Origin of the sequence: Chlorobaculum thiosulfatiphilum (assembly GCF_006265165.1) — a bacterium.
Lineage (GTDB): Bacteria > Bacteroidota > Chlorobiia > Chlorobiales > Chlorobiaceae > Chlorobaculum > Chlorobaculum thiosulfatiphilum.
Genome location: NZ_VDCH01000002.1, coordinates 80,370 through 100,128, shown reverse-complemented (window position 1 = coordinate 100,128; position 19,759 = coordinate 80,370). Strand labels below are relative to the sequence as shown.

The window sequence follows — 19,759 nt, the reverse complement described above, 5'->3', positions numbered from 1 at the left end:
GAACGGTACGAGATCAGGAAACCGGTTCGAAAAATGACTTGTCCACGCCGCAGACGGGGCAGACCCAGTCTTCCGGAAGATCTTCGAAAGCCGTTCCCGGCTCGATGCCGTTTTCCGGATCGCCGTCTGCCGGATCGTATTCATAGCCGCAAGGCACGCATACCCATTTCTGCATAAGTCTATCTCTCCTTTCTTCTGTAAGTGTTGTTGAAAAAACTGACACGGATGAGCGCAGCAGGATTCTTCGTTTCCCCAAGCGCTCACCTTTGTAAATTATCGCCGGGATGAAAAAGTTCTCATAATTCTGCCAGTCCATCACACCCAGCCGCGCAGCTTCATTGCCTCCGCTACCCGGCGAATGGCCACGATCATTGCCGCCGTGCGGTTATCGACGCCGTATTGCCCAGCCGTCTGGTGCACGGTTCTGATCGCGGCGGTCATCTTTTTTTCGAGCTGGCGATGCACGGCTTCCTCCTCCCAGTACCATCCGCTGGCGTTTTGCACCATTTCGAAGTAGGAGACGGTGACGCCACCGGCGTTGCAGAGCAGGTCGGCAATGAGGTAGATGCCGCGCTCCTGGAGCACCTTGTCCGCTTCGGGAGCGGTCGGGCCGTTGGCCAGCTCGGCGACGATCCTGGCCCGGATGTTCCGCGCGTTGCGGCACGAAATCTCGTCTTCGAGAGCTGCCGGAATGAGCACGGTCACGTCGAGTTCGAGCAGTTCGGCGTCAGTTATCGGCGTCGATCCGGGAAATCCGGCGACCGATCCGGTTCGCTTTTTGTATTCCGTGAGGGCGGTATGTTCGAGGCCATCCGGGTTGATGATGCCACCTTTCGAGTCGGAGACAGCCACCACTTTCATGCCGAGCAGCTCGACGGCGAGCTTGTGAGCGAAAGCTCCGGCGTTGCCGTAACCGTTGATGGCGGCGGGTTTTCCGAGGAGGTCGATGCCGAGCATCCTGGCGGCTTCGCGGATGCAGATGATGCCGCCCCGCGCGGTGGCGTCGCCGCGTCCCGCCGATCCTCCGAGCGCCAGCGGCTTGCCGGTGATGACGCCGAAATCGTTGTGGCCCTGCATGAACGAATATTCGTCGGCCATCCAGGCCATGATCTGCGGGTTGGTGTAAACGTCCGGCGCGGGCACATCCTTCGTGAGACCGAGCAGGCGACCCGCTTGCCGGATGTAGCTGCGCGACAGCCGTTCGAGTTCGCCGGGCGACATGGCTTTCGGATTGCAGATTACGCCCCCTTTCGCGCCGCCGAGCGGGATGTCGAGCACGGCGGTTTTCCAGGTCATCCATGCGGCCAGCGCCCGCACCGTGTCGATGGTCTCGTCGGGGTGGAAGCGGATGCCGCCCTTGTTCGGGCCGCGCGCGTCATTGTACTGCACCCGGAAGCCGTGAAAGGCGCGCACCGAGCCGTCGTCCATTTTGACCGGAATGGTGACGTGCATCTCGCGCATCGGCCAGCGCAAGAGTTCGAGCACCTCGGCGTCGAGGCCGATGATCTCGGCGGCGGCATCGAGCTGTCGGCGGGCGGTGTCGAAGGGATTGGCTTTGGCCGATCCGGCTGTCGAGCAGGCGTCAAGCACGAAGGGTTCGGCTGCCGGCTCGGACGGTTGAGGGTGATCGTTCGATGACTGCATGACGGGAGGGGGCGAGGGGTTGATAAAACTTCAGGATTCACGAAAAACGAGCGCGCCATAGCTGACGACGGACGACCGGTCACCTCCCTCGGCGTCACCGCTGTTGCGGCAGGCGAGCACCTCGCCTCGCCACCCTTTTCGCCGTCCAATCTCAAGCACGGTTTTGACGGCGTCCGGTCCGCAGAACGCGGTTTCGAGTCCGGGAACTCTGCATTGTATCACCGCCGATTCGTGGCGCTCCAGTCCAGCAATATCAAGCGCCGCCATGAGTTGCAGCGTCGCGCGGTCGAGAGATTCGGCATCGGCGGACGACGGATAGTGCGACAGGTCGCTGCTGGCGATGAGCAGGTCGGCGTCGCTCATGACCGAAAGCAGGTCGTCGGTGCATTGGCGGTAACCGCCCGCCGGATTTTGCCCGAAGAGCAGCGGCAGAATGTTGAAGCCGGGTTGCAGGATGTATTGGAGAAAGGGGAGCTGCACTTCGAGCACATGGTCGCGTCGGTGCGCCTCGCCGGACTGACGGAACAGCCGGGGATCGAGCGCGGTCAGCCGGAATCGCATGGCGGCATCGAGCGGCACGTAGCCCAAGGGAGTGCGCCATGCGTCGTGCGGGTCAAGGGCGATGCCGTCGAAGCGCGCGGCGTGGGCGTTGCCGAGGAGCACGACCGTGTGGAACGCGCGGCCTTCGACGGTTTGGAACGCGGCGGCGGCAACGGCTCCGCTGTAGCTCCAGCCCGCATGGGGCGCGATGAGCGCCTTCGGCGCGGGATGATTCGGCGACGGGCTTTTTCGGTCGAAGAGCCTGGCGAGCATCGCTTCGATCTCTGCGGGATCGCCTGGATAGAAGGCCCCGGCAACGGCTGGATTTCTGACGTTCGCTGGCATCGCCGTTCGCTCAGTCTCGTATTGGCGACGGAGCGAGGCAAGCGGGACAGCGGCCGTTGGCGTCGAACCGTTCGACCTTTGCGCCGATGAACTGCCGCGAGCGTGCAACAAGCCTCGCGCCGCATTCCGCGCACAGAGTGTCGGAATGGCTTCCCGCATAGACATATGACAATCCGGCTCTGCGCCCGATTTCGTACGCCGCCTCGATCGCATCCGCCGAAGTTGGCGGCGTGTCCTGCATTTTCCAAGAAATCTCCGGATAAAACGGAATGACATGCCACGGCACGTCGCTTCCGAGATCACGCGCGATGAATCCGGCGAGCCGCTCGAGCATGGCCGGATCGTTGGATTGACCCGGAATGACGAGCGTGGTGATTTCGAGATGGATGCCGCTTTTGCGAATCAGCCGCAGGCTGTCGAGTACGGGGGCGAGCCGCGCACCGCAGACGCGGCGGTAAAAGGCGTCGTCCATCGATTTGAGATCGACGTTGACGGCGTCGAGCCAGGGGGCGATGGCGTCGAGGCAGTTTTTTGAAAAATAGCCGTTGCTGACCCAGATGTTCCGGAGGCCCGTCTGCCGCGCGAGCTTCATGACGTCGAGCGCGTATTCGGCAAAGATGGTCGGCTCGGTGTAGGTGCAACAGATCGAGGGGCATTCGGCGCGGATGGCGTTGCGGACGATCGCTTCGGGCGCGATCAGCGGAATCGTTTCGTCGGGGAGCGCCTGGCTGATCTCCCAGTTCTGGCAGTTGGCGCATCTGAAGTTGCAGCCGGGTGTGCCGAGAGACCAGGTTTGGGTTCCCGGCATGAAATGAAGCAGCGGTTTTTTCTCAACCGGGTCTGCGGCTTGCGAGACCGTCCGGCCCCAGGTGAGGGTGAACAGTTTTCCATCAACGTTCCGGCGCACCCGGCACAGACCACTGCTGCCGGGCCTGATGCGGCAGTAGTGACGGCAGAGGTCGCACTGGAGCACTCCGTCGGGTGCGGCATGATAGAAGTTCGCTTCGCGCATACTGCGTCCTTTTCCGGATTCGGAACGGGATACCGGTTGACCGGGCGTGTCCCGATAATGGCAGAGAATGCCATTCTACAGGGTGATAGTTCCCCGGTAAACCACGCGGGCCGGGCCTTCAAGATAAATTTCATCCATCGCGTCGTTGAATCCCACCATCAGCGTTTCGCCGCTTCTGACCGTTACCTTGACCGGCGATGATGCGACCTTGCCGAGCCGGTAGCTCATCAGAGCTGCGGCTACCGTGCCGGTGCCGCAGGCGAGCGTCTCGTCCTCGACGCCTCGCTCGAAGGTTCGGATGCTGAGCGCATCCGGCGCGGTGACTTCGAGGAAGTTCACATTTGCGCCTCCGGGGAAGAGCTCTTCTCTGTGGCGGATGGCGCGACCTTCGGCGAATACGTCGATCTTGTCGAGGTCGTTGACGTAGGTTATGGCGTGAGGCGAGCCGGTGTTGACGAAATGGCAGTTCCATGCTCCGGCCTGCATATCGTCCCTGAAATCTGTCGGCGGCAGCATGTGCAGTCTGACCGATTCCTCGCCGGTCACCTCTGCTTCATAGGTTCCAGGGCCTGCGTTGAAGCGGTAGCGCCCGGCGGCCGGGCGGATGCCGAGGAGGTGCGCGAACCAGACGGCGCATCGGCCCCCATTGCCGCACATCGTGCCCGGATAGCCGTCGGCATTGTGGTAATTCATTCTGAAATCAGTACTTTCCGAAGTTTCGACGAGGACCAGGCCGTCGGCTCCGATGCCGGTTCTCCGGGCGCACATGGTGCGCACCTGCTCGTGAGTCAGGCTGAAAACGGACTGGCGGTTGTCGATGACGATGAAGTCATTGCCAGCCCCCGACATTTTGGTGAAATCGATCTGCATATTGCTTTTTTTTGATAGTCAGTTTTCAGTAAAATATCATGGTTTCGCCCTGTACAAATATGGAAAATGATGTTCCCTGCGTTTACTTCCAAAATACTGCCATCCTTGGTGTCGACGGGCAAAAAACTTTATTATTAAATAAATTTTCTTATTTTATTTGCTACTGTTGCAGGGTACTTTTTCTTGAGCCAGACTGCAAAAATGTTTTTTCCGGGAAGCTCTCCATGTCAATTATCAGTCACCGGTTTCCTTGCCGTGACAGAGTGTTGGCCGCATATACGTGAGAGAGGTTGCCGGTTTTTTCGGTTTCTTCAACCTGAAAATACGTCCAAACAAAGGAGAACATACAATGGCTGAACAAGTGAAACCCGCAGGGGTCAAGCCGAAGGGGACAGTGCCTCCTCCCAAAGGGAATGCACCAGCTCCGAAGGCAAATGGCGCGCCAGGCGGAGCATCGGTCATTAAAGAGCAGGATGCCGCCAAGATGAGACGTTTTCTGTTCCAGCGAACGGAAACACGCTCGACGAAGTGGTACCAGATCTTTGATACCGAAAAGATCGATGATGAGCAGGTGGTCGGTGGCCATCTCGCCCTGCTTGGAGTGCTGGGATTCATCATGGCGATCTACTACATCTCGGGAATCCAGGTTTTTCCCTGGGGTGCTCCGGGTTTCCACGACAACTGGTTCTACCTGACCATCAAGCCAAGGATGGTCTCGCTCGGCATCGACACGTACAGCACCAAGACCGCCGACCTCGAATGGGCGGGCACCAAGCTTCTTCTCTGGGCCGGTTATCATTTCATTGCCGGTTCCGTGCTGATTTTCGGCGGATGGCGTCACTGGACGCACAATCTGACGAACCCCTTCACCGGTCGCTGCGGTAACTTCCGCGATTTCCGTTTCCTCGGAAAGTTCGGTGATATGGTTTTCAGTGGCACCAGCGCGAAGTCTTACAAAGAGGCTCTTGGCCCACACGCCGTTTACATGTCACTCCTCTTCCTTGGCTGGGGACTCGTGATGTGGCTTATCCTTGGTTTCGCTCCGATTCCGGATTTCCAGACGATCAACTCCGAGACCTTCATGTCGTTCGTCTTTGCCGTGATTTTCTTCGCTCTCGGCATCTACTGGTGGAACAATCCCCCGAATGCGGCCATTCACCTCAATGACGACATGAAAGCCGCCTTCTCGGTTCACCTGACCGCCATCGGCTACATCAACATCGCGCTTGGCGTTATCGCTTTCGTGGCTTTCCAGCAGCCGTCATTCGCTCCTTACTACAAGGAACTCGACAAGCTGGTTTTCTACATCTATGGCGAACCGTTCAACCGCGTCAGTTTCAACTTTGTCGAACAGGGCGGCAAGGTCATCTCCGGCGCCAAGGAGTTTGCTGAGTTTCCGGCCTACGCCATTCTTCCCAGGAACGGCGAGTCGTTCGGCATGGCAAGGGTTGTGACCAACCTCATCACCTTCAACCACATCATCTGCGGTGTCCTCTATGTGTTCGCAGGTGTCTATCATGGTGGTCAGTACCTGCTCAAGATCCAGCTCAATGGCATCTACAACCAGATCAAGTCTATCTGGATCACCAAAGGCCGCGATCAGGAAGTCCAGGTCAAGATTCTCGGCACCGTTATGGCGCTTTGCTTCTCGACAATGCTTTCTGTCTATGCCGTTATCGTCTGGAACACCATCTGTGAGCTGAACCTTTTCGGCACCAATATCACGATGTCGTTCTACTGGCTCAAACCGCTGCCGATCTTCCAGTGGATGTTCGCTGATCCGAGCATCAACGACTGGGTTATGGCTCACGTTATCACAGCCGGCTCGCTCTTCTCGCTGATCGCGCTGGTTCGTATCGCCTTCTTCGCTCATACCTCTCCTCTGTGGGATGACCTGGGCCTGAAGAAGAACTCCTACTCCTTTCCGTGCCTCGGTCCGGTCTATGGCGGTACCTGTGGTGTCTCCATCCAGGACCAGCTCTGGTTCGCCATGCTTTGGGGTATCAAGGGTCTCTCCGCAGTCTGCTGGTACATCGATGGCGCATGGATCGCGTCGATGATGTACGGTGTGCCCGCTGCCGACGCAAAGGCTTGGGACTCGATCGCTCACTTGCAGCATCACTACACCTCGGGCATTTTCTACTACTTCTGGACCGAGACCGTGACGATCTTCTCCAGCTCGCATCTTTCGACCATCCTCATGATCGGTCACCTGGTGTGGTTCATCAGCTTTGCTGTCTGGTTCGAGGATCGCGGTTCGCGTCTTGAAGGTGCAGACATCCAGACCCGCACCATCCGTTGGCTGGGCAAGAAGTTCCTCAACAGGGATGTCAATTTCCGCTTCCCGGTGCTGACCATTTCGGACTCCAAGCTCGCCGGTACCTTCCTCTACTTTGGCGGTACCTTCATGCTGGTCTTCCTGTTCATTGCCAACGGTTTCTATCAGACCAACTCTCCGCTGCCGCCTCCCGTCAGCCATGCAGCGGTGTCCGGACAGCAGATGCTGGCACAGCTGGTCGATACGCTGATGAAAATGATTGCGTAACATTTCGGTACGAAGGGGCTTATGCCCCTTCGGCCATCTTGAGCAATAACGTTTACCATGTAAAACAATTTTAGAGAGGGGGGTTTGTATGGCCGAACCTGTTGAAAATAAAAACCAGGCACCTGCTCCAGGCGCGAAAGCAGCTCCGAAAGGCGCTCCGGCAGCCCCGAAAGCTGGTGCTCCTGCCGCGCCCAAAGGAGCGGCTTCTCCGAAGGCAGGCGCGCCAGCTGCAAAAGCAGGCGCCCCCGCCGCCAAGCAATCAGGCAAGCCAAGGCTTGCGTCGCTCAATGTGATACTGGGACGCTCGGGCGTCCGTCAGGAATCCGCCCTACCGTACGTGAAGCCAAAGGCCGCGCCGCCTCCGAAACCGGCTCCGGCAGCGAAGAGCGCTCCGGCTGCTAAAGGTGCCCCTGTTGCCAAGGCTGCACCTGCAGCCAAAGCCGCACCCGGCGCACCAGTAGCCAAGGCTGCTCCGAGAGCCAAGAAGCACTACTTCATCATCGAGAATCTCTGCGTCGGCTGCGGTCTGTGCCTCGACAAATGTCCGCCAAAAGTCAATGCCATCGGATACAAGTTCTATGGTGATGTTCAGGAAGGCGGCTTCAGATGCTATATCGATCAGGTAGCCTGTATTTCCTGCTCGGCATGTTTCTCTGGTGATGAGTGCCCATCCGGTGCGTTGATCGAAGTTCTTCCTGATGGTGACGTGCTCGACTTTTCCTACACGCCTCCGGAAAGGCTTGATTTCGATCTCCGCTTCTTGCACCGTTTCCATCGCGAAGTCAGGTAGTCAGAGACGGTATTCCAAAACGGACAGAAATAAAAAAGCATTGCTTTGTAACAAGGCAATGCTTTTTTTATTTGGTGTCTCCAAATTTCGACAAATCAACGCACCGTGCAGGATCAGATAGTACAGAAGAAGGAAAGAGAACCGGTCACAGCAAAAACTCTCATAATAATACCGACTTACAACGAAGCGGATAACATAAGGCCTCTCATCGAAAGCATTATTGAGCGTTATCCGGCGAGTTTCGATATTCTCGTTATCGACGACAATTCACCAGATGGCACATCTGGTATCGTAAGGCGTATCATGGAGAAAGAGACGCGTATCACCTTGTTGACAAGGCCCACGAAACTTGGGCTTGGCACGGCTTATCTCATGGGCTTTCGTTATGCTCTCGATCGAGGCTATGAGCGCGTTATCGAGATGGATGCCGATTTTTCGCATGATCCGGCTTCGATAGCTTCATTGACCGAAGCAATGAAGGGTGCCGATATGGTCATTGGGTCGCGTTATATGAACAACACGGTCAACGTTGTCAACTGGCCGCTTTCCAGGCTGATCCTTTCAAAGTCAGCCAGCATCTACACCAGATGGATCACCGGTATGCCGGTATCCGATCCAACCAGCGGTTTCAAGTGCATCAGCGCCAAAGCGCTGAGCGCCATAGCGCTCGACCGTGTACATTCACAGGGCTACTCGTTCCAGATCGAGATCGATTTTCGGGTATGGAAAAAAGGGCTTGTCATTCATGAGGTACCGATCATTTTTGTTGACCGGAGCGTCGGTAAATCAAAAATGACCCGTAAAAATATTGTCGAAGCCGTATGGATGGTCTGGTGGCTGAAGTTGCTGTCAATCGCCGGAAGGCTGTAGCGGTGGTGCGTCCCTGGGTGGCAAAAAAGAGTTGGGCAGAGTAGCGATACAGCAAAAAAGTGTCAATGCTCTCATCGTGACAAGGCATCGGGTGTTCTATCCAGGCGGCTGCATTTTCCGATTTTTATCCTTGATGAACACTCCGATTTTTGAGTTTTCGATGAGCGTTTTGCAATAGTATTGAAGACAAAACTCTATGGGATCAGCAGCGTTGCATGATATTTCTCACGTTACCAACTGGTTCTCCCGGCCATTGATCGTGATCGGCTATGCCGAGATTTCGATCGTCAAAATCGTGATTATCATCCTGTCGGTCTCGCTGATCGTCTCGGCCGCGAAGTTTCTCAAGCGGATGCTCGTCGGGCGCTTACTGGTCAACTCGGTGCACGATCAGGGCACCCGGGGTCGGCCCTTGGTGCCATTCTGCAATACCTGATCGTCTTTTTCGGCATTCTCGTCGTCTTGCAGTCGGCGGGAATCGATCTCAGCACACTGACCGTGCTCTCCGGCACCATCGGCCTCGGTATCGGTTTTGGCTTGCAGAACATCGCCGATAACTTTTTCAGCGGCCTCATCATCCTTCTCGAACGCCCGGTCAAGGTGGGCGACTGTATCCAGGTCGGCGAGATCAACGGCGACGTGGTCAGAATCGCCATCCGTTCGACGACTATTCTGACCAACGACAACATCAACATCATCATTCCGAATTCGGAGTTCGTCTAGAAGCAGGTCATCAACTGGAGCCACAACGACCGCAATCTCCGGGTGGCGGCGCCGGTCGGCGTTTCCTACGATTCCGACTCCGAACAGGTCAGGCGGGTACTGCTTGGCGTGGCCGACAACCATCCCGATATTCTTGCCGAGCCTCTGCCGGTGGTGCTTTTTTCCGGATTCGGTGACAGCTCTCTCGATTTCGAGCTTCTGGTCTGGACCGAGACGCGCATCCAGACGCCGCGATTTTTGCAAAGCGAGCTGAACTTCAGGATTTTCGAGGCATTCAGGAAAAACAGCATCGAAATTCCCTTTCCGCAGACCGACCTGCACATCAGAAGCAGCGACATTTCCTTGTGGGAGCCACGTGAGCAGCGTACAATTCGGCCAAATGAGGCCAGCTCATGATTGTTTCCGGTATCTCCCGTGTGGGGTTGGTATTATCGGAATGGATGCTTAAATAAGTATGTGAATTACTTTTCATCGAGCGGGCATCACAGAAGGGCATCTCTCGCTATCTGTTGAACCTCTCGGCACCTGCTCCCGGCAGTGCGCGAGTCACGCTGATCGCACAGCCTTTTTTCCCGCGGCCAGCATTTTCCGATCCGGAGTACCCTTTCCGGTCGATTTACAGCCAATACCGAGGTGTCCGCAAACGTGACGGCACGGCAGTTCGCCAGACGCGATCCCGCTCGCAGCAACGCGAGAAAAGAGGTTTTTATGCTCTCGTACTGCTCTTATACAGCGAACAATATCCACGAGCTTCCCCAATACGGCTGCATCTCTTCGGAGCAGCTCCACGCCATCAGGGTGGTTTCGGAGGTTTACCCGTTCAGCGTCAACAGCCATGTCGCCGAAAATCTCATCGACTGGGCAAACATTCCCGACGAACCCATGTTCCGGCTCACCTTTCCGCAGGCGGGAATGCTTTCGGGCGACGACTACCAGACGATCTCCGACCTTGTGAAATCGAGTGCCGACGCTTCGCTCATCCGGGAGAAGGCGCGCAAGATTCAGCTCAGGCAGAATCCGAACCCCGCCGGTCAGATGGAGCTGAACACGCCGAGGTTCGACGACGAACCGCTGCACGGAATGCAGCACAAGTACCGCGAGAGCGTGCTGTTCTTTCCGCTCGAAGCGCAGGCCTGCCACGCCTGCTGCACCTACTGCTTCCAGTGACCGCAGTTCTCCGGAGTCGAAAATCCGAAGTTTGCCAACGACAGCATCGACAAGCTGGTCGAGTATCTCGAACTCCATCCGGAGGTGAAGGATGTCATTTTCACGGGAGGCGACCCGATGATGATGAGCACTGCGCTCGTCAAAAAATACATGTGCCCGCTGCTCGGCGTCTCGACGCTGAAAACCATCAGGATCGGCACCAGGTCGCTGAGCTGGTGGCCGCAGCGCTATACCGCCGAAGCCGACGCGGCGATCCGGCGCATCCGCGCGACCGGCGCGGTGATCCGCAGCCAGTCGCCGGTGGTGCGGCACGTGAACGATGATTCCGGCGTGTGGCGCGAAATGTGGCAGAAGCAGGTGCAGCTCGGTATCATTCCCTACTACATGTTTGTCGAGCGCGACACCGGTACGAAGCGCTACTTCGAGGTGCCGCTTGCCGAGGCGCTCGATATTTACAACGGCGCCTACCAGCAGATGTCGGGGCTTGGCCGCACGGTTCGCGGGCCGTCGATGTCCTGCTCGCCCGGCAAGGTGATTGTGGAGGATGTCGCCGAGATCAACGACGAAAAGGTGTTCGTGCTCAAGTTCACCCAAAGCCGCAATCCCGAATGGACCAACAAAACATTCCTCGCCGAGTTCGACGAGCGCGCGTCGTGGATCGACGACCTCACCCCCGCGTTCGGCGAGGAGGCCTTCTTCTTCGAGCCTGAGCTGATGGGGATGTACGGCAGTTGAGCTGCATTGTCGGCGCGAGGTTTCCGGAAGTTTCGCCGGAGGTCTCGCGCCGACGGAGGGCGTTCAGATGCTGCAGAGGTAGTTGCAGCGAATCGCGCTGCCCTCTTTGCGGATGTCAGCCTTGATCTCGGTTTGCGGATTGACCAGTTCGCGGAGCAGGGCGGTGAATGTGCCGAGGTAGAAGTTGCCCACCACCGGATGCGACGGGAAGGTGACTTTGACCATGACGTTTGGTGACGGCTTCGAGCCGTAACTGAACTCGCCGCTTCCGGCGAAGGTCCAGGCATTTTTGCTGATGGCGAAGAGGAATACCTTGAAAGCCAGGCCCGCAGGGAGCAGCTTGACAATCGTTTGGAACGGGCCGGGAATGCGCACTTTGAGCAGGTACTTCGCGGTGCGCTGGCCCGACTCCTTGAGAATTTTCGCCGTGGCCTCTTCGCCGATCTCTTTTTGCAGGGCGGTGACCAGCGAGTGGAATTTGGACTCCTCGACCATCTCCGACGGCAGATTGTTGATCAGGTAGCCCTGACCGATCTTTTTCAGAAGTTTTTCAGTTTCGCTTTTCCCGTAGGCGGTTTCAAGCGCGCCGACGGTCTGTATAATGGAATTCGGTCCGATTCGTGATGGGCTGCTGCTCATTGAAAAATAAAAATCTGTTTGTGCGTTGGTCGCGAGTTATGGTTTTTTTTGCGGTCTTGAGCTGTTGAGGCCGGATCGCCGGGAACCCGGAATGTCGAGCCGGAAACCCTCGGACGTCCAGCCGCCCCGGACGTTTACGGTCAATGCCGCGAAAGGATCGCACGGCGTAAAAGGAGTGAGCGAGCCGCTGTCCCACCATTCCGTCAAGGGCGAAAGCATTCCGGAGGCCGATGGAATGAACCCGGTGATGGTGTACTGGCCCGCCGGAAGATCGTGGAAATCGAAACTGAAGGTTCCGCTGGCATTGGTTTTCGCCACCATGCGCCGGGGTGCTTCCGTGCCGATGCGTCGGGCTTCGACGACAACCGCCGGCGCATTTGCCGTGCCCGAGCCAATGATCTCTCCATACTGTTCGGGCCCGGCGGTGCTGAACAGAGACTCCACCAGCGCCGATCTCGACGGCGAGCCGACAAGTTCCTTGAGCTTGTCAGCCTTGACCTTCACGCGGTAGTCCTTGCTTTGCAGGAAGCCGCCAAAAGGCGCGATGGAGAACGTGCGGCTGTCGATCCGGGAGATGGTGAACGGTAACGGTTTGTCCTGGCCTCTTTCTGACAGAGCGAGAGTGACGGCCGGTTTGACCGACGATTCGGCCACCGGCAGGTTGCACTGAAGCTCGACGGACGAGCCGGATTCAGGGCGGATCGTTTCGGCTATGACGTTGTCCTCTCCATTGGCGGGGACGATGCTGACCGAAAGTTCCGGATAGCGCTCCGTGTGCGCATTGCCTGAGAAGGTCAGCTCCGAGAGCTGGCTTCCTGCGCCGCCGGGCGAGAACCGGAGGCGGTACCAGGCCCGATCCTCCATTGGCGCGGTCAGGAGGCGGAAGGTGGTCTCCTCGCTGCTTCTCGAAAGCGAGAAATAGCCAAGCACGGGCAGGCTCGCGCCGGTGCCGGTGTTTTCGATCCGTATAGCCGACAGGTCAAAGCTCCCCGCGGGAAGCGTATCGCTGAAGGTAATTTCGATTTCGCGATTGTTGATGGTGCGGCACGAATGCAGCGACCTCGTCGAATAGTTCTCCGGTGCGAAGCGCAACCCGACGCCGCTCATGCCGGTTTGAACCGTTGGCGTCGAGGCGACGGCGAACACTTCCGTTTCGGGATCGTACTGCAAGTTGCCATTATCATCGGTTATGGCCACAATGCGATAGCTGCCGGGAGCTAGATGCTGAAAGCGGAACTCGCCGGACGGGCCGCTCTGGGCAATATAATCCGGCCTTGTCTCCGGGATAGCGTTTGAGCGTGAAGCGGCGTAGGCCATCACCGTGGCGTTCTGCATCGGGGCCAGCCGGTTTGTCCATACCCGTCCTTCGATCGCTCCCTGGTCGATAACCGGGCCTGTCGAGAATGCCAGCGTCAGGCTCCGGTCGAGTTGGTGGACTCCATCGAGGCTTTTCAGCGGCGCGCGCAGGGTGAGCGTGTAGGTGCGGTTCGGTTGCAACGGGTCGTAAAGCCGGATGTGGGCCTCTTTTCCGTGTATCGATACCTCGTAATCATCGATACGAGGTGAGAAAAAAATCGATTCCGAAAGATCGCTCCTGCCGACATAGTGGCTGAAGCCGATGCGGATTGTTTGTGGCGATGCATTGATTGCTGCGGAGTCCGGAAGCGTGGAGGTCACGCTCAATGGCGAACGATCCGGCGGGCCGCCTGTTGGCGGACGGTCAACGGCGCAAGCGGCGAACAGCGCCGGGATCAGGATTGGCGCCAGAATTTTCAGGCCGGGAAATTCTTTCAATGATGTTCTCCCTTAAAGAGTTGAAAGCTGCTAAATTGTTTCTCAGCATGAAAATTCTTAAATTAAAAACTGAAGGTATTCTATGAAAGCGATTTGAGAAAAAAAACAGACAGAGTTTGAGATAGATGGCCAGAAGAAATTTCAAGGTTCTTTATGTCTCTGGCGAGGGTTCTCCTTTTGTAAGGGTCAGTTCGCTGGCCGACTACATGGCATCGTTTCCGCAGGCGCTTGAAGAGGAGGGGTTCGAGGCCAGAATCATGATGCCGAAATACGGTATCATCAATGACCGGAAGTTCCGCTTGCATGACGTGCTCCGGTTGTCGGATATCGAAGTCCCTCTCAAGGACAAGACCGACATGTTGCACATAAAGGTCACTGCCCTCCCGTCCAGCAAGATTCAGACCTATTTTCTCTATAACGAGAAATACTTCAAGCGCACCGGGCTTTTTACCGATACCACCCTCGGCGGTGATCACAAGGGGAGCGCCGAACGACTCATCTTTTTCAGCGTGGGCGTGATGGAGACGCTCGTTCGCCTCGGCTGGCAGCCGGACATCATCCATTGCCACGACTGGCACGCGGGGCTGGTGGCGCTGCTTGCCAAGACGCGCTACGCCAAACACGACTTCTTTAAAAAGGTGAAGATCGTGCAGACCATTCACAACGTCTATCGCCAGGGCATTTTCCAGTCGAAGGCGTTCCAGAAGCACCTCGACGCTGAGGTGTTCGACGCGCTCGAAAAGGATGGCGACACGGTCAACCTGCTGGCTACCGGCATAAAACATGCCGATCTGGTCACCACCACCTCGGATCGCTACGCCCGCCAGATCGCGGCTGATCCGGAGCTTTCGTTCGGCATGGACAAGGCTTTGCAGGCGTGTGGAGATCGCTTCCACGGCATTCTCAACGGCATGGATACCCGCCAGTGGAATCCCTCCGCCGACAAGCTCATCAAGAAACGCTACAGCGTCGAACAGCCGGAATTGAAGCTCGAAGACAAAAAGGTGCTGCTCGAAGAGGTCGGCCTGCCTTTCTCCGAAGAGACTCCCGTCGTGGGCGTGATCGCGAGCTTCGACGCTTATCAGGGCGCGGAACTCGTCGGCGAGAGCCTCGCGAAATTGCTCGAACTCGACATTCAGCTCATTGTGTTCGGTTCGGGCGACAAGGAGTTCGACCAGGCGCTGAAAGAGGTCGCGGAGGAGAATCCGGAAAAGATGGCCTTCCGGCCCGAGTTCACCGATGCGTTTTATCACCAGATGATCGCCGGACTCGACATCCTGCTCATGACTTCGCGCATCGAGGCCTGTGGCATGATGCAGATGTTTGCTCAAAACTACGGCACTGTGCCGATCGCCTACGCGGGCGGCGGCATCGTGGACACCATCGAGGAGGTCTGTGGCGACAAGGGCACCGGTTTCATCTTCACCGACTACACGCCCGATGCGCTGACGTCGAAGCTCCAGGAGGCGCTGGCGCTGTTCGCCGACAAGGAGCGCTGGAGCGCGCTCATGCTCGAATGCATGGGGCGCGATTTATCATGGAGCGCTTCGGCGGGGCAGTACGCCGAACTCTACCGTAACCTGTTGGGCTGAGACTGATGGAGTTAGCGAAGGTGCTTTTTCTGGACAGGGACGGGACGATCAACCGCGATATTGGCAGTTACGTTTCGAGCCGCGAGGAGTTCATCCTGATCGATCGGGCCGACGAGGCTATCGCGCTGGCGCGGCAGGCGGGATTCCGCATCGTGCTCATCACCAACCAGGCGGGCATCGCGCGCGGTATCGTGACGCCGCGTGATGTCGAGGATGTCAACGACTACCTCAATGAATTGCTGGCGGAACGCCAGACCTCGTTCGATCGCTGCTACTACTGCCCGGCGCATCCCAACTTTCCCCATCCCGAGTACGACCGCTTCATCGACCATCGCAAGCCATCGCCCCGCATGGTGGAGCAGGCCATCGCCGACCTGCGCGAGGAGGGCATCGCGGTCGATCGCGAGTCCTCGTTCTTCATCGGCGACAAGCTGATCGATGTCGAGTGCGGCCAGCGGGCCGGGCTGAAGACGATCCTCGTCAGAACCGGTCACAATGAAGAGGCGCTTTGCGCGGAGCGCCAGATTTTTCCGGATCATGTCGCCGACGACCTCTACCAGGCCGTGACCGGCTTTGTGCTTTCGGGGAAGGCAACAGCAAGGGACTGAAAGGACTTAAGGGACAGCAGGGTTGGGGGAATCGATTTCGATTTGTTGGACACATCAAGATAAAGGCTCCCGATGATTTGCCTCTACGTGCACATTCCTTTCTGCCGGGAGCGCTGCCCTTACTGCGATTTTTTTCTGGTCACCAAACCCGGTTTCGTCGAGCGCTTTTTCGAGGCGCTTGCCGTCGAAACCACGGCGAAGGCGTCGCTTTTCGCTGGGCAGGCGATCGAGGCGATTCACTTCGGCGGCGGCACACCTTCACTGGTTTCGCCCTCCTTCATCGACGCATGGCTGTCGCAAATTTCCGGCCTGGCCCAAATCTCATCCGAAACCGAAATCACGCTCGAAGCCAACCCCGAAGATCTTTCGCCCGCCTCGCTCGACGCGTTGCAAGCGCTCGGCGTCAACCGCCTCTCTATCGGCGTACAGTCCTTTGCTGACCGCAAGCTCAAGGCGCTCGGACGGGCGCATTCGGCTGCCGATGCCCGCCGGGTCGTCTCCGAAGCGCTCGAACGCTTTCGGTCGGTCAGCATCGATCTGATGTGCGGCGCGGGGGGCGAGACGCTCGCCGAATGGGAGAGCGACCTTCGCGCGGCGCTCGATCTTCGTTTGCAGCACATTTCGGTTTACATGCTCACGCTCGAAGAGAAGACCCGGCTGTGGCGCGATGTGCGCAAAGGCCTTCGCCGCCTGCCCGGCGAAGAGGCGCAGGCGGCGATGTACCGGCTGGCGGCGGAGCTGCTTTGCGGCGCGGGATACGGGCACTACGAAATTTCCAACTTCGCGCTCGAAGGCCGCCACTCGCGCTACAACCTCGCGAGCTGGATGCGGGAGCCGTACCTCGGTTTCGGCCCGGCGGCGCACAGCTTTCTGGTGAGCGGCGAGGCCCAGACGCGCTTTTCGAACGCGAGCAGTCTGACGAAGTATCTCGCCGATCCCGCCGGGGCGGTCGATTTCCGTGAGGCGCTGACCGACGAGCAGCGCTTCGATGAACAGGTTTTTCTCTCCCTGAGGATCCGCAAGCCGCTCTCTGTTGGGTTTTTGCGAAAAGGGCATAAATTAGGACATCAGCATCTCGATTCCGTGCTTGTCCGGTTACAAGAACAGGGGTGGATCGGCGTCGAAAGCGGCGAGGTGTCGCTCACCGAAGCGGGCTTTCTTTTCGCCGATCTTGTCGCCGCCGAACTGCTTTCGGCGTGACCGCCCGGCTGATACTGAATTGTCAACAACCAGTCCCGAATGACTCACAGAAGCGTTAACCGGATCATCGCCGCCGGTATATTTCTTGTCGCCGAAGCGCTCTATCTCTCGACGATGGCCCCGACTTTTTCGTTCTGGGACTGCGGCGAGGTGATCGCCACCTCCCGCACCCTCGGCATTCCGCACCCTCCCGGCGCACCGCTCTACCTCCTCGTCGGCCACCTCTTTTCGCTGCTTCCGTTTTTTGACGACATCGGCGCGCGCATCAACTTTTTCAGTACGCTCATCAGCTCGACGACCATCATGCTGACCTACCTGATCATCGTCCGGCTGATCGCGATGTACCGGGAGATGAAGCCGGAGGCGTGGAGCCTGCCGGAAAAGATTGCGGCCTGGGGCGGCGCGGCGGTGGGTGCTCTGGCGCTCGCCTTTTCGGACAGCTTCTGGTTCAACGCCACGGAAACCGGCCTCTGGGCGGCCTCGTCGCTCCTGACCGCCACCATCTTCTGGATGATGCTCTCTTGGCACGACGAAGACCCTGCGCCCGGCAGCGAGCGCTGGTTGCTCGGCGTGATCTACATGATCGGCCTCTCCATCGGTGTGCACCTGCTCTGCCTGCTCGCGCTCTTCTCGCTGGTGCTGATCTACTATTTCAAGAAGTACACGGTTACGCCGAAATCGTTCGGCCTGATGATGCTCTTCAGTCTCGCGCTCTTTTTCCTGATCTACAAGCTGATTATCAAGGGCATACCGGTGCTGCTCGTCACCACCTCGTGGTGGGGGCTGATCGCTGTGCTCGCGGCACTGATTTCCGGCATCTGGTACAGCCACCAGAAACGCATCCCGTTGATGAATCTCGCGCTGCTCTCGGTGGTGCTGCTCATCCTCGGCTACACTTCGTATGTGCTGATCTTCGTGCGCGCCCACGCCGGACCGCCGATCAACGAGAACGATCCCTCGACGCTCCAGGCCTTTTTCTCCTACGTCAACCGCGAGCAGTATGGCGAGTGGCCGCTGTGGCCGCGCCGCTGGTCGCCGGAGCCGGTCTATCAGTACTTCTACCAGAAATATTCGAGCGAGTGGGACTACTTTTGGCGCTACCAGCTCAACCAGATGTATCTGCGCTATTTCGGATGGCAGTTCATCGGGCGCTCCTCGGATGTCGAAGGGGCGGTGGTGGATTGGGGAAAGCTGTGGGGATTGCCGTTTCTCGTGGGTCTGTTCGGGGCGTGGTCTCATTTCCGGAAAAACTGGAAGATGGCGCTGCCCGTGGCGGTGCTCTTTGTTATGACCGGCGTGATTCTCGTGCTCTACCTCAACCAGCCGGAGCCTCAGCCGCGCGAGCGCGACTACAGCTACGTCGGCAGCTTTTTCGCCTTCGCGCTCTGGATCGGCATCGGCGTCGAGCGGCTCTTTGCGTGGCTCTCCGCAAAGATGAAGTCGCTGGATACGAAGCAGCTCGCCTGGCTCGCCATCGCGGTGGTGGCGTCCGGCCTGCTGTCGATCAACGGGCGGATGCTCATGGCTAACTATCGCACCCACGACCGCTCCGGCAATTACGTGCCGTGGGACTGGGCGTGGAACATGTTGCAGAGTTGCGACAAGGACGCCATCCTCTTCACCAACGGCGACAACGACACCTTTCCGCTCTGGTACCTTCAGGAGGTGGAGCGCATCCGCACCGACGTACGCGTGGTCAATCTGAGCCTGGCCAATACCGGCTGGTACCTGCTGCAACTCAAGCACGACAGCCCGCGCGGGGCCAAACCGGTCAACATCGACATGCGCGACGACGACCTCGGCAACATCTCCTACGTGCCGGTCGATTCGGTCGAGGTGGCCGTTCCGGCGGGGCGCGAGGTGCGAAAGCTCTACGACGACGCGCGGCGCTCAGGCGTCACCCTGCCCGGCGCGCCCTCCGATTCGCTGCGCTGGACGCTGAGGCCCACCTTGACCTACCAGGGCGAGGGATTCCTCCGCCCGCAGGACATCGCCGTCTATGCGATCGTAGTGGACAATTTCGGCAAGCGCCCGATCTACTTCGCCCTGACCGTCGATCCCGCCGAAATGACCGGCCTCGACCGCAATCTGCGCCTCGAGGGTCTCGTCTATCGCGTCGTGCCGCTCGGGAGCGCATCGCCCCTGAGCTTCGCCGACCCCGGTACGCTCTACGGCAATCTGTTCAACGCTTACCGCTATCGCAATACCGGCAATCTTGCCGTCAATATCGACGAAACCTCGCGGAATCTGCTCGGCAACTATCCGCCGCTCTTCGCCCGGCTCGCCATGACGCTTGCCGCTTCGCCGGACGCGCCGGTGATGGTTCCGGATGCTTCCGGCGTTCGTAAAAGCGCGAGGTCAGGGAGTCTCTCGCTCGACGTGCTCGACCGGTACTCCCGGCTCTTCCCGCTCGCCCGCTTCCCGGTGACGCCGAAGCTTGCCGGATCGGTCGCCACTCTCTATGCCGCTGGCGGTGCAAACGAGAAAGCATATCCGTATATTCACTATCTTGAAACGCTGGCGGCCCAGAGCAGCGCGGGGCGGGAACCCGAGCTGTACTTCACTCTGGCGCAGGCTTACCGGTCGGCAGGCAAGGTTCGTGAGGCGGAAAGCATCATGAACGATCTGGAAATGGCGCTCCCCGAACTGAGGAAGCGCCTGGATTCACTCAAGCAATAGTTTGTA

Annotated in this window: 19 protein-coding genes; 12 read left to right on the top strand and 7 right to left on the bottom strand. The window is 58.3% G+C overall.

What is annotated here, in order from left to right; all coding sequences use genetic code 11:
• Positions 1 to 13: 13 nt before the first annotated feature.
• From rd to dapF, 5 genes are all read right to left on the bottom strand, one after another.
• Positions 14 to 175, bottom strand: a complete 162-nt coding sequence (gene rd / locus FGF66_RS01840) for a rubredoxin (RefSeq protein WP_010933679.1) — start codon at positions 173 to 175, stop codon at positions 14 to 16.
• A gap of 140 nt (positions 176 to 315) precedes the next feature.
• Positions 316 to 1,644: a Glu/Leu/Phe/Val family dehydrogenase gene (locus FGF66_RS01835; RefSeq protein WP_246046497.1), complete on the bottom strand. Its 1,329-nt coding sequence runs from the start codon at positions 1,642 to 1,644 to the stop codon at positions 316 to 318.
• A gap of 30 nt (positions 1,645 to 1,674) precedes the next feature.
• On the bottom strand, positions 1,675 to 2,529 hold the full coding sequence (gene amrB, locus FGF66_RS01830) for an AmmeMemoRadiSam system protein B (RefSeq protein WP_139456002.1): 855 nt from the start codon (positions 2,527 to 2,529) through the stop codon (positions 1,675 to 1,677).
• A gap of 10 nt (positions 2,530 to 2,539) precedes the next feature.
• Positions 2,540 to 3,541 (bottom strand): AmmeMemoRadiSam system radical SAM enzyme, encoded by a 1,002-nt coding sequence (amrS, locus tag FGF66_RS01825; RefSeq protein ID WP_139456001.1) that lies wholly within the window; start codon positions 3,539 to 3,541, stop codon positions 2,540 to 2,542.
• Between the two features lie 75 nt (positions 3,542 to 3,616).
• Complete coding sequence (gene dapF, locus FGF66_RS01820) at positions 3,617 to 4,411, bottom strand: diaminopimelate epimerase (RefSeq protein WP_139456000.1); 795 nt, start codon at positions 4,409 to 4,411, stop codon at positions 3,617 to 3,619.
• A gap of 349 nt (positions 4,412 to 4,760) precedes the next feature.
• Here dapF and FGF66_RS01815 point away from each other — a divergent pair, with 349 nt between their 5' ends.
• The 8 genes from FGF66_RS01815 (at position 4,761) to FGF66_RS12895 (ending at position 11,241) form a co-directional block, all read left to right on the top strand.
• Positions 4,761 to 6,956, top strand: coding sequence for a photosystem I psaA/psaB family protein (locus FGF66_RS01815; RefSeq protein ID WP_139455999.1), 2,196 nt, complete (start codon positions 4,761 to 4,763; stop codon positions 6,954 to 6,956).
• Between the two features lie 88 nt (positions 6,957 to 7,044).
• Positions 7,045 to 7,746 (top strand): indolepyruvate ferredoxin oxidoreductase subunit alpha, encoded by a 702-nt coding sequence (locus FGF66_RS01810; RefSeq protein WP_139455998.1) that lies wholly within the window; start codon positions 7,045 to 7,047, stop codon positions 7,744 to 7,746.
• A 105-nt stretch (positions 7,747 to 7,851) separates the two neighbouring features.
• Entirely contained in the window at positions 7,852 to 8,616 is a 765-nt protein-coding gene (locus FGF66_RS01805; RefSeq protein WP_246046494.1) for a polyprenol monophosphomannose synthase, read from the top strand.
• Between the two features lie 211 nt (positions 8,617 to 8,827).
• Positions 8,828 to 9,052, top strand: coding sequence for a hypothetical protein (locus FGF66_RS12905; protein WP_246046492.1), 225 nt, complete (start codon positions 8,828 to 8,830; stop codon positions 9,050 to 9,052).
• A 26-nt stretch (positions 9,053 to 9,078) separates the two neighbouring features.
• Positions 9,079 to 9,339 carry a mechanosensitive ion channel domain-containing protein gene (locus FGF66_RS13080; RefSeq protein ID WP_342779625.1) on the top strand — a complete coding sequence of 87 codons (261 nt, stop codon included), beginning with the start codon at positions 9,079 to 9,081 and terminating at the stop codon, positions 9,337 to 9,339.
• Positions 9,340 to 9,381: 42 nt separating this feature from the next.
• Positions 9,382 to 9,735 (top strand): mechanosensitive ion channel family protein, encoded by a 354-nt coding sequence (locus FGF66_RS13075; RefSeq protein WP_342779624.1) that lies wholly within the window; start codon positions 9,382 to 9,384, stop codon positions 9,733 to 9,735.
• Between the two features lie 249 nt (positions 9,736 to 9,984).
• A complete protein-coding gene (locus tag FGF66_RS12900) occupies positions 9,985 to 10,506 on the top strand; it encodes a hypothetical protein (RefSeq protein ID WP_246046490.1) in 522 nt (173 codons plus the stop codon).
• Between the two features lie 117 nt (positions 10,507 to 10,623).
• Positions 10,624 to 11,241 (top strand): hypothetical protein, encoded by a 618-nt coding sequence (locus FGF66_RS12895; protein ID WP_246046488.1) that lies wholly within the window; start codon positions 10,624 to 10,626, stop codon positions 11,239 to 11,241.
• A 63-nt stretch (positions 11,242 to 11,304) separates the two neighbouring features.
• Here FGF66_RS12895 and bchJ read toward each other — a convergent pair whose 3' ends face one another.
• Together bchJ and FGF66_RS01785 are read right to left on the bottom strand one after the other, a co-directional pair.
• Complete coding sequence (bchJ, locus tag FGF66_RS01790; protein WP_139455997.1) at positions 11,305 to 11,880, bottom strand: bacteriochlorophyll 4-vinyl reductase; 576 nt, start codon at positions 11,878 to 11,880, stop codon at positions 11,305 to 11,307.
• Between the two features lie 36 nt (positions 11,881 to 11,916).
• The gene (locus FGF66_RS01785; RefSeq protein ID WP_139455996.1) at positions 11,917 to 13,674 is read right to left on the bottom strand and encodes an Ig-like domain-containing protein; all 1,758 of its coding nucleotides are present in this window, start codon (positions 13,672 to 13,674) and stop codon (positions 11,917 to 11,919) included.
• A gap of 125 nt (positions 13,675 to 13,799) precedes the next feature.
• On the opposite strand from FGF66_RS01785, the gene FGF66_RS01780 reads away from it, so the two are divergent.
• The 4 genes from FGF66_RS01780 (at position 13,800) to FGF66_RS01765 (ending at position 19,753) form a co-directional block, all read left to right on the top strand.
• The gene (locus FGF66_RS01780) at positions 13,800 to 15,266 is read left to right on the top strand and encodes a starch synthase (protein ID WP_139455995.1); all 1,467 of its coding nucleotides are present in this window, start codon (positions 13,800 to 13,802) and stop codon (positions 15,264 to 15,266) included.
• Between the two features lie 5 nt (positions 15,267 to 15,271).
• A complete protein-coding gene (locus FGF66_RS01775) occupies positions 15,272 to 15,874 on the top strand; it encodes a D-glycero-alpha-D-manno-heptose-1,7-bisphosphate 7-phosphatase (RefSeq protein ID WP_139455994.1) in 603 nt (200 codons plus the stop codon).
• Positions 15,875 to 15,946: 72 nt separating this feature from the next.
• The gene (gene hemW, locus FGF66_RS01770; RefSeq protein WP_139455993.1) at positions 15,947 to 17,074 is read left to right on the top strand and encodes a radical SAM family heme chaperone HemW; all 1,128 of its coding nucleotides are present in this window, start codon (positions 15,947 to 15,949) and stop codon (positions 17,072 to 17,074) included.
• A gap of 39 nt (positions 17,075 to 17,113) precedes the next feature.
• Positions 17,114 to 19,753, top strand: coding sequence for a glycosyltransferase family 117 protein (locus FGF66_RS01765; RefSeq protein WP_170181156.1), 2,640 nt, complete (start codon positions 17,114 to 17,116; stop codon positions 19,751 to 19,753).
• The last annotated feature ends 6 nt before the right edge of the window (positions 19,754 to 19,759 follow it).

Bases quoted from the DNA above. Each gene is read 5' to 3' on its own strand.
- rd (WP_010933679.1), bottom strand. From the start codon at position 175: ATGCAGAAATGGGTATGCGTGCCTTGCGGCTATGAATACGATCCGGCA.
- FGF66_RS01835 (WP_246046497.1), bottom strand. From the start codon at position 1,644: ATGCAGTCATCGAACGATCACCCTCAACCGTCCGAGCCGGCAGCCGAA.
- amrB (WP_139456002.1), bottom strand. From the start codon at position 2,529: ATGCCAGCGAACGTCAGAAATCCAGCCGTTGCCGGGGCCTTCTATCCA.
- amrS (WP_139456001.1), bottom strand. From the start codon at position 3,541: ATGCGCGAAGCGAACTTCTATCATGCCGCACCCGACGGAGTGCTCCAG.
- dapF (WP_139456000.1), bottom strand. From the start codon at position 4,411: ATGCAGATCGATTTCACCAAAATGTCGGGGGCTGGCAATGACTTCATC.
- FGF66_RS01815 (WP_139455999.1), top strand. From the start codon at position 4,761: ATGGCTGAACAAGTGAAACCCGCAGGGGTCAAGCCGAAGGGGACAGTG.
- FGF66_RS01810 (WP_139455998.1), top strand. From the start codon at position 7,045: ATGGCCGAACCTGTTGAAAATAAAAACCAGGCACCTGCTCCAGGCGCG.
- FGF66_RS12895 (WP_246046488.1), top strand. From the start codon at position 10,624: ATGATGATGAGCACTGCGCTCGTCAAAAAATACATGTGCCCGCTGCTC.
- bchJ (WP_139455997.1), bottom strand. From the start codon at position 11,880: ATGAGCAGCAGCCCATCACGAATCGGACCGAATTCCATTATACAGACC.
- FGF66_RS01780 (WP_139455995.1), top strand. From the start codon at position 13,800: ATGGCCAGAAGAAATTTCAAGGTTCTTTATGTCTCTGGCGAGGGTTCT.
- FGF66_RS01775 (WP_139455994.1), top strand. From the start codon at position 15,272: ATGGAGTTAGCGAAGGTGCTTTTTCTGGACAGGGACGGGACGATCAAC.
- hemW (WP_139455993.1), top strand. From the start codon at position 15,947: ATGATTTGCCTCTACGTGCACATTCCTTTCTGCCGGGAGCGCTGCCCT.
- FGF66_RS01765 (WP_170181156.1), top strand. From the start codon at position 17,114: ATGACTCACAGAAGCGTTAACCGGATCATCGCCGCCGGTATATTTCTT.